Here is a 13,060-nt window from a genome sequence, read left to right as displayed (position 1 = left end):
ACCCGTTCAGTGGCGACTTGCCGTCGCCACTTCAAGCCTTTTAAGCCGTGATACCGATCGTCATTTGAGTTCATACAGTCAACCTACACATCCAACGTCTTCGACATGATGATCGTGCGCTCGGACTCGTGAAATGCGTCTCGGATTTTTATAAAGCCAAGCGAAGCATAAAAGCCCTCAGCCGTAATCGAAGAAGGCACACGCAGCAAGTTGCGCCCTTCAGCAATGGCGCTTGATTGAATGCTTTTCATCAGCTGTCTCCCGATGCCCTTCCCTTGATAAGCCGGCTCGACATACACACTTCGAACAACGTCGTGATCAAGACTGGCCGTTGCAACAATACGATTTCCGAGTAGGGCAACGAACACCTGACGCTGCGTCATCAAACAGAGAATCGCTTGTGGAGAAAAGCTTCGCTCCACTTGGTTGATGATTTCGGCTGAATAGTCCTGAGCATTGGACTCGCGAAGGGTGCCAATGATGATCTGGCTGATGACGGCAGCGTCCGCATTCATAGCGATTCGAATCAGGCACTCCATTCAAGCAACTCCTTCCGTGATGTCTTGATACTTGTGAGTATGCTGAATTACTCGCCGCCCTGCCGGTTTGCTTCGATTCAGAGGCTATTCATCAGACCACTTTGTACTTCAACCACAAGTCTTGGCAGGCGTCATATTCAGCTAGTGCTATGCAACTCTGTCATCCGTACTCATTGGCGCCCACATAGACGCAGCCATCCGGCAGGTCGATGCGCAAGGTGCCCTGGCCTTTTTTCTGATCCAGAATGTACTTCTCCGTTTTCTCGCAGGCGTAGTGAAATCCAATAGCCACCGTTTAAGCGGCTCAACGATCGCTATGCTTCCAGTAAGTCAGAATGAAGCTGCGGAAAACGCATTTGCAGCCACTCAATGAAAGCTTGAACCTGGGGGGCCAGATGAGTCCGGCTCGGGTATAGCAACGACACCGGCCGAGGGGCTGGCCGATAGGGCTTTAGAATTTCCACCAAGCTGCGACTGGCCAAATGCTCGGCCACGGTGATCCCGGGCGCCTGGATTATGCCGAAACCCGACACGCCGCACTGAACGTACGCATTCGACTCGGTGACGGTGATGCCGGCATCAGGCACAAAGGATCGATCCTGACCTTTCACCGAAAAATGCCAGGGCAAAGTTCTGTTGCTCTGACCGGACAGGAAGTTGACGCCTCGATGGCTGGCCAGGTCGTCGAGTGTCTTGGGTTCGCCATGCTCGTTCAAATAATCAGGCGCGGCACACGTCACCATCGTCGCCATCGCGATAGGGCGAGCGATCAAGGTTGAATCCGGCAGATCGCCGATACGCAACGCACAGTCGATACCTTCGCCGATCAAGTCGACGGCCCGGTCAGTCACGCCCAGAACCATGTTGATACCTGGGTAGGCGGTGGTGAATTCTTTTAGGCTTTTGATGAATTCCATTTGCGCGAAAGCGGTTGGAATATCGACGCGAAGTCGGCCCGTGAGTGTTGCTCCAGATCGATCGAACATTGAAGTCGCCGCAGAAATATCCGCCAAAATCTCCTGTACCCGCTCATAGAACCTCTCGCCCTCAGCGGTTAGGGCCACCTTTCTCGTGGTGCGCTGGAACAGGCGCACGCCCAATGACGTCTCCAGCTCCTGGATGTACCGAGTCACCTGAGGACGGCCGATGTCCAGCGATTCGGCGGCCTTGGTAAAACTGCCGAGTTCGGCAAGCCTGGCGAAAAGTCGCATCGATTGAAGCAATTCCATGACGCATTCCTATCAAAAACGACTGATTCAAAAAGATTGTTATCCAAGAATAGAACAATCATGTCTTTTTCCACGCATTTATTGCGCACAGTCAAAAGCGAAAAATGCACCCAAGGCAGAACCGACTCTGGTTCGAGGCCATTGGCGTGTATTTGGAGATTGGCAATGAAAGCTTGGTTATTGAAAGATTTCGGACTCGACAACCTGCAATTGGGCGAAGTAGCCACCCCACAACCCAATGCTGGCGAGTTGCTGGTAAAGGTCGGTGCTGTCTCGCTCAACTTTCGCGACAAGGCTATCGTCGACGGCATTTATGAACCGCACATGGTGCCCAAACCGTTGATTCCCGTGAGCGATGCCGCCGGCACGGTGATAGCTATTGGTGAAAACGTCACACGCTTTAAAGTCGGTGATCGGGTCAACTCCCATCTTTACTCACGCTGGCTGGATGGCGAGCCAGGGCCGAACGAACCCGATTACTGCTTCGGTTCGCCGTTGCCCGGCGGTTTGGCCGAATACATGATCATCCATGAAGACAGCGCCGTCGGTGCACCCGACAACATGAGCGACGAAGAGGCGGCAACGCTACCGATTGCTGCGCTGACGGCTTGGTATTCGCTGGTGGATTTTGGACAAATCCAGCCGGGCCAGACCGTATTGGTTCAAGGCACTGGAGGCGTATCGATATTCGCCGTGCAGATCGCCACTGCGCTTGGAGCGAAGGTAATTGCAACATCGAGCAGCGACCAGAACTTGCAAACCGTGAAGGATTTGGGGGCCGTGGCGGGCATCAACTACAGAACGACGCCGAACTGGTCTGAAGAAGTACTGAAACTGACCGACGGCAAGGGTGTGGATCTGCTACTCGATGTGGCCGGTGGCAGCGGCATCAATCAATCGGTCGCGGCGACCAAGGCATCGGGGCGTATTGCGCAGATCGGCTTTCTGACAGGGCAGACAGTGGAGCTCGATCTGATGCCACTTATCTTTCGCCAAACGACCATTCGCGGTATCGCTGTAGCGCCGCGCTCATCGTTCGACCGGATGAATACGTTCCTCAACGAGCACAAAATCCGTCCCGTGATCGACCAGGTTTATCCGTTCGAGAAAGCACGAGAAGCTTACGAGCATCTCGCGAGGGGAGCATTTGGAAAGGTTGTGATCAAGGTTGCTTAACAACGATAATGCGCCAATTTGGCGCCTTTTTTTCTCGCCTGTTGCAGCAGATTCGATACTAGAGTCGGTGCCGCACGAATGGGCAGCCCCTTGCAGACGCCACAATTGGTCGGGGCCGCCGAGCGTCTTAGGCACACCTGCTCAAATGGCTCTGCCAATGGCTTGCTCGTAGTAGGAAAGGAAATGCTGCCACTGCGACTCATCCCAGAAAGAATGCCGTCTGAGTTGAGGAATATCGTGACGCGCGGCGCCCATTGCCGTAACACGACCGCGAGACTTCTCCAGGTCGAGCAACGCCAGTTCGAAGTCGAAGTCTGCGTCGGTAATCGATGCCTTGATAAAGATGTGCTTGGAACGCATGCAACCGTGCTGCCATTTGCCTGAGTGCATCCGCGCCAGCATTTGCGCTAAACGTTCAAAAAGTCGCTGATGCTGCTCTGTCGTCAACATGCTTGCAGCGCCTTGGCTGTACCAGGTATCCAGATCGATGAAGCCGCCGAGGTCTTCGGTCACCAAAACACCTTGCCATGTGCCTTGGACTTTTCTCGCACCGTAAAACACCGGTCTTGGTGCGTTCACGCCCAGTTTCTCGAGCCTGGAAAGGGCAATACCTTCACGCAGTGCGGTGGGCCGGCCAGTGGGGTAACGGAGGCTACGAAACAGGTGGCCGGTCTGACGCTTCACGAAGAACGTCCTGTTCTCGTGAACGATCAGTTGGACGCCACTGGTGCCGCTCCGGCGCACATTCGGTGGTTCGACCCACGATCCGGACGTACCCCACCAAAATTCAAACTCATCGCGTGCCCGGCCCATTGTGTGCTCCATTTATTGTAGGAATATGTTTGCGTGCGACGATTGCATTATGGTCGCAATAGCACCTCAGTCTATTGGAGGGCGTCAATAGTTCCCAGTCAATCGCAGATGTTAGCGACGGCTTGCGACTTGTACGCAACTACGTAACGACAATGGGCGATAAACGGTATCCCTACCCGGCAATTGCTTGACCCAGATTAATGCACGGCCGAATGCGCATTGACCTGACTCGCTCGGGCCAACAGACTTTCCTGCTTATTTGAATAGCGGGAGGTGAGTTCGATGCGCAAATCACTATCGGTTGTTGCATTAAGCCTGTTTGTTTCTCATTACGCCGTCGCCGGTGAAACCACCAACACAGCACTGGGCGGAGGTCTCGGTGGTGCGCTTGGAAGTGTTGTCGGTCAATCGGTCGGGGGAAGCACTGGCGCGTTAATCGGTGCTGGGGTTGGCGGCGCGACCGGGGGTGCAATCAGTGCAAAAAGCGGCAAGAAAACTGAAGCGGCGATTGGCGGCGGTATTGGCGCCGCTGGTGGCCAGGTCGTTGGCGCCAGTCTGGGCGGGTCAACAGGCGGTCTGATCGGCGCGGGATTGGGCGGCGCTGCCGGCGGTGCAGTGGGCAATAACCTGGCTGACGATAACGACCATCACTCCGGTCATGACCACAAGCACAAGAATAAACACGGTCACAAACATTGAAACTGAGAACCTGATCTTCTCCTGCCGGCAGCCTGTCGCGACGCGTCAATAAAATTTGAACCGCTTCAGAACGCACTCGCCTAATGATCAGCTTGTGAGTATTCCCACAGGCAATGTGCCAATACCGGCATGCTCCGAGAGGTGATCAACGTGGCTAAAGACGAGAAGAAAAGCAAAGGTGAAGCTTCCAAGGCCAGCAAGGACTTGAAAGACAAGAAGTCGTCACCGGAAAAGAAATCAGCGGCAGCCTCGGCGCTTTCGAAATCTTCCGATAAGAAAGACAAGAAAAAAGTCGCCGAACCGAAAAAAGCCGATAAGAAGGCCGATAAGAAAGCCACCAAGAAAGCTGATAGCAAGCCTGAAAAGGCCAAGAAATCAGAGAAGGCCGACAAATCGGCGAAGAAGAAAAAGTAACCTCTGCTATCGGCTAGGGCGCTACGCCCTAGCCTCTTCCCTTCTTACAAATCTTTATTGATGTCTGGTGGCAGCGGGCCGAGGAACATTCTCTTCAATCGATCACGACCCAATGCGCGCGTCAGTTCTGAAAAGACGCAATACACGAAGATCAAAGTAATCAGCAGAATCTGCACTGCCCAGAATTGTGGCCAGTTCATCGAAGTCCACAACGTGGCGTTCGCGTCCATGAAGCTGTGTGCCTCTTTCCAGAACTCATACAGCCGCTCCAGATAATGAACGACCAGCGCCACCAGCGCGTACATAAGCGTTTTCCAGGTGACGTTCCAGATCAGCGGCTTTTCCGGAAAGCGATTGATGAACGGCAGCATGTCTGCGACCAGCACGGATTTGCCGAGCACCAGCGACGCGATCAGGATTGACGTGGAGACCGGCAGCGAAACGCCTGTGCCCTTCATCATCAGCGTACGGATGAGGGCGACGATGTGCAGAATGATGAAGAAAAATACGGTCGGCGGAATGGCCTTCATGACTTCATGCTTGATCGTGTGGAGTACGGCTTTCATATCGATCCCCTGAGCGCGTGATCGAACGAGCTTAGTCGAAAGCCCGAGGCTTGACGAAATGGGAGCCCGAACACCATTCGAACAGGGATTGATATCGGGTCACAAAGAATGAGAGTGAGCTATCTTGTCGGCCAGCTGATTCACTCAATAGCCCAGGGAAGTCAATGCTCAGTTCGCTCATATCAAATAGTCAGGTACAAACGCCTGAACAATTAGAACTGACGGTGCCTTGGTGGAGCTTCACCAAAACAGTTTTGGCGGCGACAGCCCTGTCGCTGGTACGAGATGGGCTGACTACGTTAGACGAGCCAGTGACTGATCAGCCTTTCACGCTGCGTCAGCTTCTGCGGCATGAAGCAGGTCTGGCCGATTACGGCGAACTTGCGGAATATCACGCAGCCGTCAGGAATGACGAATCGGCCTGGTCGCCAGATGAAATGATGCAACGGCTTGACGCTGCTCGACTTCGATACAGTCCCGGAACCGGTTGGCGTTATTCAAATGTCGGTTATTTGCTTATCGGCAGGCTAATTGAGCGGCTAACTGATCTGACGCTTGAAGAGGCGGTGCTACAGCGGGCGATTTCACCATTGGGTCTGTCGAATGTTCGCTTCGCTAAAACGCGCGCAGACTTACAAACGACTCACCTTGGAAGCACCTTGAATTACGACCCTGCCTGGGTTTATCACGGTCTGCTGACTGGACCGGTTTCGCAAGCAGCGCTATTTCTGGATCGCCTCCTCAGCACTGACTTGCTCCCCTCGAATTTGCTCCAGGCAATGCAGACTACGCGAACATTGGGCGGCTCAATACCCGGACGCCCATGGATCACTGCGGGCTATGGCTTTGGTGTGATGCAGGGGACGATTGATGGCGGGTATTCCCTCTGCGGGCACACAGGTTGCGGGCCGGGCAGTGTTATCGCTGTCTATCGTGTTCGTGAGGGCGATGCATCAGCGTGTTGCGCTGTTTTTGAGCCGGGTACCAGTGAAGGTGCTGTCGAGGCCAAGGTCGTTGAACAGTTGATGCAAGCGCTGCCGCATGTCTAATTCTTTACGGCATCAACAGCAAGCCGTGGTACATCCTCTCGATCACATCCTGCTCCGAGGCCCACAAGAGTTTTCGATTTCTGTAGCCAGCTTCAATACCCTTTGGCCAGACGCTTTTGCCAATCGCCACCCTGAGCGTTTTCGCACTCCTGCTCAGAATCAAAGCGAACATTGCGATCTGTCAGTTTCAGCTCGATACCCGCTTCATCCAGCGCAATAGCCGTCAGTGCAAAGATCCGTGCTTTTGCGCCAACCTCGGCGAGCTTTCTGTCGGCAAGGGTTTCGAACACCCAAATCACTTTCAGTGTTTCAGCCAGTGCATTCAGGTCAGCCGTGTGGGTGAGCCAGGTGAAGCCTTTGATTTCACTTTTTGCTGTTTCGCACGCTTCGGTCAGCGTGGTGATCAGCCGGCGCTCGATGCGCGCCAGTTCACGTTTTCCTGCGGGCATTGCAAGTTCCTTGGCAGATCATTAAAGGGGCGTAGGCGCACTCTGGCATTTTCGGCTGAACACCGCCATCCAGACCAACCCTGCTAATCTCTCCTCCATGAAAATCGCCATCATTTCCGACACTCACGGCCTCCTGCGCCCCGAAGCGTTAACCGCGATCGAGGGCGTCGAACTGATCCTCCACGGTGGCGACATCGGCAGCGCTGACATCCTCAGCCAACTGGCGCAAATCGCGCCGGTTCACGCCGTGCGCGGCAACAACGACCTGAACCTGCCTTGGGCCACCGACCTCCCCGACCACCTCACCCTCAACCTCAACGGCTGGCCAACTCTGCTCACCCACGACATCGCAGATGTTCCCGCCCTTCTCGATGGCCACACCCGAATCATCATCACCGGCCACTCGCACAAACCCTTGATCGAATGGCGCGGCGATCGGCTGTATTTGAATCCAGGCAGCGCCGGGCGGCGGCGTTTCAAATTACCGGTCACCCTCGCGCTGCTGGAAATAGGGGCTGACGCGCTTGATCCACAACTCCTCCACCTTCTGCCCTGAAGATTTTGTGTTCCGGCGCGTCATCAAAAAAACTCATCGAACATCGCATTGACATATCGATAAATCTCGATATCCTCGGCGCATGGACTTACTCGAAATATTCAAAGCGCTGTCAAACCCTACCCGCCTTCAAATCCTGAAGGGGCTCAAGGATCCCGTGAAGAACTTCCCCGCGCAGGACGAGGGCGACGTTCACACGGTTGGAGTCTGCGTCAGCAGCATTCAAGAAGGCATCGGGCTGTCTCAGTCAACGGTGTCGGGTTATCTGGCGACTCTGCAACGTGTGGGCCTGGTCGAAGTCAGGCGCATCGGTCAGTGGACGTACTACAAACGCAATGAAGCAACCATCAGTGTTCTGGCCGAGATCATAGGAAAAGAGCTGTAGATTTTTTTACCGCAATATATCGAGATATCTCGATATCCCTTTTTGTAGATATGAGGAAACACCATGAAAGCGATGTTGCTAAAAGCCTTCGGAGGCCCTGACGCGTTCGAGCTGCACGACGTGCCCAAACCCTTGCCGCAGGCGGGCCAAGTGCTGGTTCGAGTCCACGCGACTTCCATCAATCCTTTGGATTACCAGATCCGCCGTGGCGATTATCCCGATCTGGTATCGCTGCCGAGCATTACCGGCCACGACGTGTCGGGCGTTGTCGAAGCGGTCGGGCCAGGAGTAACGGCGTTCACTCCAGGGGACGAGGTTTGGTACACCCCGCAGATATTCGACGGTGCGGGCAGCTACGCCGAGTACCACGTCGCCGCCGAAACCATCATCGGCAAGAAACCGCCTTCGTTGAGCCATCTCGAGGCGGCAAGTCTGACGCTGGTGGGCGGGACGGCATGGGAGGCATTGGTCACCCGGGCGGCGTTGCGAGTCGGCGAAAGTATCCTCGTGCACGGCGGCGCTGGCGGCGTCGGGCATGTGGCCATCCAAATGGCAAAAGCGATGGGCGCCAGAGTGTTCACAACCGTGCGTGAAACCAATGTCGAGTTCGCTCTGAGCCTGGGTGCCGACACCGTCATCGACTACGAAAAAGAGGACTACGTTGACGTCATCCTTCGCGAAACGGCTGGCCACGGGGTCGATGTGGTGTTCGACACCATCGGCGGCAACACGCTGTCGCGCAGCCCGGACGCACTCGCGCAACTGGGTCGTATCGTGACGATTGTCGACATCGCCCAACCGCAAAACCTCGTTCAGGCCTGGGGCAAGAACGCCAGTATCCACTTCGTGTTCACCCGCCAGAACCGCGGCAAGCTGGATGAGCTGAGCGCACTGGTCGCGCGCGGACAGCTGCGCCCACACGTTGGCGCGGTCTTTTCACTCGCCGACCTGCCCCTCGCTCACAAATTGCTTGAGACGCCCAACAACGGTGTTCAAGGAAAGATCGTGATCGACGTTACGCCCTCGATCGTCACGCCAGTGTGAACTTCAAATCGTTTCAGTCCTTCCCGAGGAACATCGCATGATTTATGAGATCGCTGTACTTCCCATACACCAACAACACATTGAAAGGTTCAGAACGGCGTTTGCCGAGGTCGCGCCGTTGCTCATGCGTGCCAAGGGCTACAAGGGCCACGTGCTCGCGCAAGGGATCGAAACCGCTGACGTTTTCAATCTGATCGTGAAATGGCAATCACTTGAGGATCACACGCCAGGCTTCGAAGCGAGTGAAGACCATCGGCTGTTCATGCAGGGTCTGGAAGATTACTTTTCCGCAGAACCCACGGTTTACCATCTCGAAGGGCCTGAGATGTCTTAGCAGTCGCTTATCATGCTGACAGTGAGTCGCTGCAGAAGCGGCCACTGTCAGCTCGATTCAGGCCATCACCTGCTGCACCGCAAGGCCTCACACGGCACACCCGTCCTCGTCGGCAAGTGGGCCGCCCTGAAACTTTTTCCCCTCGACCGGCCTGATCACCTAACCTCTTAGACTGTGTGTTCATCGAGAGTCGGTCTGTCCCATGCGCAACACGTTGAAGTCGTTGTTTCTCATCGCATTCATGCTGCTCACCGCCGGCAGTCCATCGCTGTGGGCCGCCGATCTGCCAGCACCTGCCGCGACCGCCGCCGCGCCGCTCCCGGTCATTTCGCAAAGTGACCTGCAAGCCCTGCAACAACGCCTCGATGGCCTGAAACAGCAAATCTCCGCCGCGAACAATTACAACCAGCTCGAAGGCCCACAGGATCGGGTGCAGGCGTTCATTTTGGACGTCGATAAATTGTCGGCGGCGTTGTTACCGCAACAGGCGCAACTGACCGTGCAACTGGGCGTTTTGGGCGCAGCGCCGGACACCGAGATCGCCGCCGAGCAAGCGGATATAGTCGCCCAGCGAGCGACGCTGACGGAGCAAAAAAACAAAGTCGACGGCACACTGAAAAGTCTGGCGGCGCTGAAGCAAAGTGCGGCGGATCTGATCACGCAGATCGCCGGCATCCGCCGCACATTGCTTGAAAGCGAGTTGACGCTCGGCACCCTGAGTGTGTTGAACCCGGACTTCTGGGCACCGCTGGTCAATCCTTCGCGGGATGATCGGCAGCGTTTCAGTTTTTTCGTTGATCAAGTTTCTGACACCTGGGCGACGGTGTGGGCGCCGGGGCGGTATTTTTATACGCTGGTGTTGCTCGCGCTGGCACTAGTGGTGTGGACGTTCGGCCGTCGTCTGGCCGAGCGCGGCTTGACCTGGGTTTGCATCCACCGCATGCCGGAAGGTCGTTTGCGCCGCAGTGCGCTGGCTTTTGCTTCGGCGCTGGCGACGATTGCGACCACCGCCCTCGCCTTGCATGTGCTGTATTACGCGCTCACCCGTCACGCGCCGCTGACGCCGGTGCTGTCGACGTTTTCCGAGGAATTCGAGAAGGCTGTGTACGCCTGCGTACTGATTACCGGGCTGAGCCGTGCGCTGTTGTCGATCGATCATCCATCGTGGCGCTTGCCGGCCATTCATGATCAGGTCGCGCAAGCACTGAAGCGCTTCCCACGCATCCTTTCCGGCACATTGCTGGTGCTGGTGACGCTGGTGCAGGTGTGCAACGCCACCGGCATGAGCAGTCAGATCGTTCTGACCGGGCGCGGCGTGACATCGATTGTGGTCATGGTGATTGTGGTGACACTGCTGCTGCGCGTCGGCAAGGTGCGCAAAGCGTTGGTCGCCGCCAATGACACGCAAGCGAACAGTACGTTCGCCGGGGTGATGTACACCATCGCCAGTATTTCGATGTTCGTCTCGGCGATTGCGCTGCTCACCGGTTACGTATCGCTGGCCCGTTTCATCACCTATGAAGTGGTCTGGGCCTACATTGTGCTGTCGGGTTTTTACTTGCTGATTCAGGTGATCAAGGACGGCTGCGAATACGCGTTCTCGCCCAAGCATGCGAGCGGCAAGGCGCTCAAACAGTTGCTGGGAATAGGCGATCGGCGCCTCGATCAGATCTCCATTCTATTGTCCGGTTTCAGCCGCGCGGCGCTGTTGCTGCTGGCGGTGATCGCGTTGTTTGTCGGTGGCATCGGCACCACGCTCGGGCAGTTGGCGACCAACATCATGGCGATCCTCGGCGGTGCCGGGTTGCGCAAGTTCAACATCGTCCCTTCGCATTTGCTTAACGCGGTACTCGCGCTGTTGATCGGTATCTGGCTGATCCGCGCCCTGAGCCGGTGGCTCGACAATGAATTCCTGCCCAAGACCGACATGGATCCGGGGATGTGCGCGTCACTGAGCACGCTGTTTTCCAACATCGGTTACGCGTTCGTGATTCTGCTGACGCTGTCGTCGTTGGGCGTGCAGTGGACGAACCTGGCGTGGATCGTCAGTGCGTTGTCGGTGGGCATCGGTTTTGGTTTGCAGGAGATCGTGAAGAACTTTGTTTCCGGTCTGATTCTGCTGACCGAGCGGCCGGTGAAGGTGGGCGATTTGATCAGCATCAGCGGCGTCGAGGGTGATATCCGCCGGATCAACGTGCGCGCCACCGAAATTCAGCTCAGCGATCGCTCGATTGTGATCGTGCCGAACTCGCAGTTGATCTCGCAGAATCTGCGCAACGTCACGCTGGGCGGCAGCGCTCAGGGTGTCGCGTCGCTGGAGTTGGTGTTTCCGCTGGATATCGATCCTGAGGCAGTGAAGGATCTGCTGCTGAACACCTACCACGAAAACGAAACCATCCTCGAAAAACCGGCGTCGTTCGTGCGCTTCAGCAAGTTGTCGCCGGACGGGATTACGCTGACGGTGACCGGTTATGTCGGCAGCCCGCGGATTGTCGGGGTGACCAAGAGTGATCTTTTGTTCGAGATTCTCAAACGGCTGGGAGCGGCCGGGATTGCGTTGGCATCGCCCCCACCATGATGCCCCTGTAGGAGCTGCGGAAAGCTGCGATCTTTTGATCTTGTCTTGTAAAAAAAACACGATCAAAAGATCGCAGCCTCGTTTCACTCGACAGCTCCTACAGGCTTTCGGATCGTTCGTTGCGCAGCGACCCAAGGGTTATTCCGGAAGCGCCTAGCAGCCTGCTTTTTAGGTCTTTATTGACGGTGAAACGGCGACCTTATACTCGCCGGGTTCGCTCAATCATCAATAAGGATGTTCCATGCCTCAACGTCTTTTACTGGCGGCACTGCTCGTCGCAGTCGCCGGTTGCGCCAGCCCTCCTCCTGCTTCCGTTCACACCCACGATCCCGCCAGTTCAACCCTGCAAGGCGATGCCTCACGGCCGGCGCAGGCGCAGTGGTTGCGCACTGAGTTGTACTTCTCGGTGGGATCGATCGATCGCAAGGAAGGCGCGGTCAGCCCGGCGCGCTGGCGCGAGTTTCTCGACAAGGAAGTGACGCCGCGGTTTCCCGATGGCTTCACGGTACTTGATGCCTATGGGCAGTGGAGCGATAAAGGCGCGAAGGAGCCGGAGCGTTTGAGCACTAAAGTCATTGTGATTTTGCATGAGAACAGTGCGAAACGTGGCAGCGATATCGAGGCGATTCGGTTGGCGTATAAGCGTATTACCGGGGATTTGTCGGTGCTGCGGTTGTCGCAGCCGGCGGAGGTGTCGTTTTAAGAGCCCCTCACCCTAGCCCTCTCCCTGAGGGAGAGGGAACTGATTGGGGGATATTTGAGAGGTACGCCGACCTGGACTTGCTTTGGCGAATCCAGCATCGACTCGGTTTTTTCAGGTCGATTGAGGCACAGCTTAAAAGCCCCTCACTGTAGAGACCGGTACATCCTTTACAAATTAGACCGGGGACATCGTTTACACCTTTACAGGCTTGAAACGCGTTTGGCGCCCCTTTCAAGCCTGCCTAAACAGTGGCTGCAAAGATACAGTTCCCAAGCATCATCAGCCACCTCCTTCAGCGCGATGTCCTCTCCAATCAGAGCCTCTCCTAGAAAAATCAGCTGTCCTTTCCATTTGATTTCCCCATTTGACCGAACCTTGCGCACTTCAACATCGGAACCATATTCAAGCGCAGGCAAGTAACCCGGATAAGCGCGTATCGACGGGCTATAGACAGATGCCGGTGGTTTCATGCCCAGCGCGGTATGCGGTCGGTGGTGGTTGAAGTCTTGGATGAAATCCTGAAAAG

16 protein-coding genes and 1 pseudogene are annotated in these 13,060 nt (G+C 55.9%); 10 read left to right on the top strand and 7 right to left on the bottom strand.

The features are described 5' to 3' along the window. Positions 1 to 83 precede the first annotated feature (83 nt). The 3 genes from AD669_RS11015 to AD669_RS11010 form a co-directional block, all read right to left on the bottom strand. Entirely contained in the window at positions 84 to 539 is a 456-nt protein-coding gene (locus AD669_RS11015; protein ID WP_053119608.1) for a GNAT family N-acetyltransferase, read from the bottom strand. A gap of 160 nt (positions 540 to 699) precedes the next feature. Next, positions 700 to 831, bottom strand: a complete 132-nt coding sequence (locus AD669_RS28750; protein ID WP_256218842.1) for a hypothetical protein — start codon at positions 829 to 831, stop codon at positions 700 to 702. A gap of 22 nt (positions 832 to 853) precedes the next feature. Continuing rightward, positions 854 to 1,768, bottom strand: a complete 915-nt coding sequence (locus tag AD669_RS11010; RefSeq protein WP_053119606.1) for a LysR family transcriptional regulator — start codon at positions 1,766 to 1,768, stop codon at positions 854 to 856. A gap of 165 nt (positions 1,769 to 1,933) precedes the next feature. On the opposite strand from AD669_RS11010, the gene AD669_RS11005 reads away from it, so the two are divergent. Beyond that, positions 1,934 to 2,944 carry an NAD(P)-dependent alcohol dehydrogenase gene (locus tag AD669_RS11005; RefSeq protein ID WP_053119604.1) on the top strand — a complete coding sequence of 337 codons (1,011 nt, stop codon included), beginning with the start codon at positions 1,934 to 1,936 and terminating at the stop codon, positions 2,942 to 2,944. Positions 2,945 to 3,085: 141 nt separating this feature from the next. Here the strand turns inward: AD669_RS11005 and AD669_RS11000 are convergent, their stop codons facing one another. Beyond that, positions 3,086 to 3,757, bottom strand: coding sequence for a lipopolysaccharide kinase InaA family protein (locus tag AD669_RS11000; RefSeq protein WP_053119602.1), 672 nt, complete (start codon positions 3,755 to 3,757; stop codon positions 3,086 to 3,088). Between the two features lie 282 nt (positions 3,758 to 4,039). On the opposite strand from AD669_RS11000, the gene AD669_RS10995 reads away from it, so the two are divergent. Next, positions 4,040 to 4,456, top strand: coding sequence for a glycine zipper domain-containing protein (locus AD669_RS10995; protein ID WP_053119600.1), 417 nt, complete (start codon positions 4,040 to 4,042; stop codon positions 4,454 to 4,456). A gap of 141 nt (positions 4,457 to 4,597) precedes the next feature. Beyond that, the gene (locus tag AD669_RS10990; RefSeq protein WP_053120434.1) at positions 4,598 to 4,870 is read left to right on the top strand and encodes a hypothetical protein; all 273 of its coding nucleotides are present in this window, start codon (positions 4,598 to 4,600) and stop codon (positions 4,868 to 4,870) included. Positions 4,871 to 4,914: 44 nt separating this feature from the next. Here the strand turns inward: AD669_RS10990 and AD669_RS10985 are convergent, their stop codons facing one another. Beyond that, complete coding sequence (locus AD669_RS10985; RefSeq protein WP_053119598.1) at positions 4,915 to 5,436, bottom strand: hypothetical protein; 522 nt, start codon at positions 5,434 to 5,436, stop codon at positions 4,915 to 4,917. A gap of 164 nt (positions 5,437 to 5,600) precedes the next feature. On the opposite strand from AD669_RS10985, the gene AD669_RS10980 reads away from it, so the two are divergent. After that, entirely contained in the window at positions 5,601 to 6,485 is an 885-nt protein-coding gene (locus AD669_RS10980) for a serine hydrolase (RefSeq protein ID WP_053119596.1), read from the top strand. Between the two features lie 92 nt (positions 6,486 to 6,577). Here the strand turns inward: AD669_RS10980 and AD669_RS10975 are convergent, their stop codons facing one another. Next, positions 6,578 to 6,934, bottom strand: a complete 357-nt coding sequence (locus AD669_RS10975) for a hypothetical protein (RefSeq protein ID WP_053119594.1) — start codon at positions 6,932 to 6,934, stop codon at positions 6,578 to 6,580. 97 nt (positions 6,935 to 7,031) lie between these two features. Here AD669_RS10975 and AD669_RS10970 point away from each other — a divergent pair, with 97 nt between their 5' ends. The 6 genes from AD669_RS10970 to AD669_RS10945 all read left to right on the top strand — a co-directional run bounded on the left by AD669_RS10970 (position 7,032) and on the right by AD669_RS10945 (position 12,534). Next, complete coding sequence (locus AD669_RS10970; protein ID WP_053119592.1) at positions 7,032 to 7,490, top strand: metallophosphoesterase family protein; 459 nt, start codon at positions 7,032 to 7,034, stop codon at positions 7,488 to 7,490. A gap of 82 nt (positions 7,491 to 7,572) precedes the next feature. Further along, positions 7,573 to 7,875, top strand: a complete 303-nt coding sequence (locus AD669_RS10965; protein WP_053119590.1) for a helix-turn-helix transcriptional regulator — start codon at positions 7,573 to 7,575, stop codon at positions 7,873 to 7,875. A 63-nt stretch (positions 7,876 to 7,938) separates the two neighbouring features. Further along, complete coding sequence (locus tag AD669_RS10960) at positions 7,939 to 8,919, top strand: zinc-dependent alcohol dehydrogenase family protein (protein WP_053119588.1); 981 nt, start codon at positions 7,939 to 7,941, stop codon at positions 8,917 to 8,919. Positions 8,920 to 8,956: 37 nt separating this feature from the next. After that, entirely contained in the window at positions 8,957 to 9,253 is a 297-nt protein-coding gene (locus AD669_RS10955) for an antibiotic biosynthesis monooxygenase (protein WP_053119586.1), read from the top strand. Positions 9,254 to 9,455: 202 nt separating this feature from the next. Further along, on the top strand, positions 9,456 to 11,831 hold the full coding sequence (locus tag AD669_RS10950; protein ID WP_053119584.1) for a DUF3772 domain-containing protein: 2,376 nt from the start codon (positions 9,456 to 9,458) through the stop codon (positions 11,829 to 11,831). 241 nt (positions 11,832 to 12,072) lie between these two features. Further along, entirely contained in the window at positions 12,073 to 12,534 is a 462-nt protein-coding gene (locus tag AD669_RS10945; RefSeq protein ID WP_053119582.1) for a DUF3574 domain-containing protein, read from the top strand. A 200-nt stretch (positions 12,535 to 12,734) separates the two neighbouring features. Here AD669_RS10945 and AD669_RS28585 read toward each other — a convergent pair. Continuing rightward, positions 12,735 to 13,060: pseudogene (locus AD669_RS28585) on the bottom strand (IS481 family transposase); the annotation flags it as partial.

The organism is Pseudomonas sp. P1.31 (genome assembly GCF_001269815.1).
Classification (GTDB): Bacteria; Pseudomonadota; Gammaproteobacteria; order Pseudomonadales; family Pseudomonadaceae; genus Aquipseudomonas; species Aquipseudomonas rustica.
This window is presented reverse-complemented; position numbering and strand designations above follow the sequence as displayed.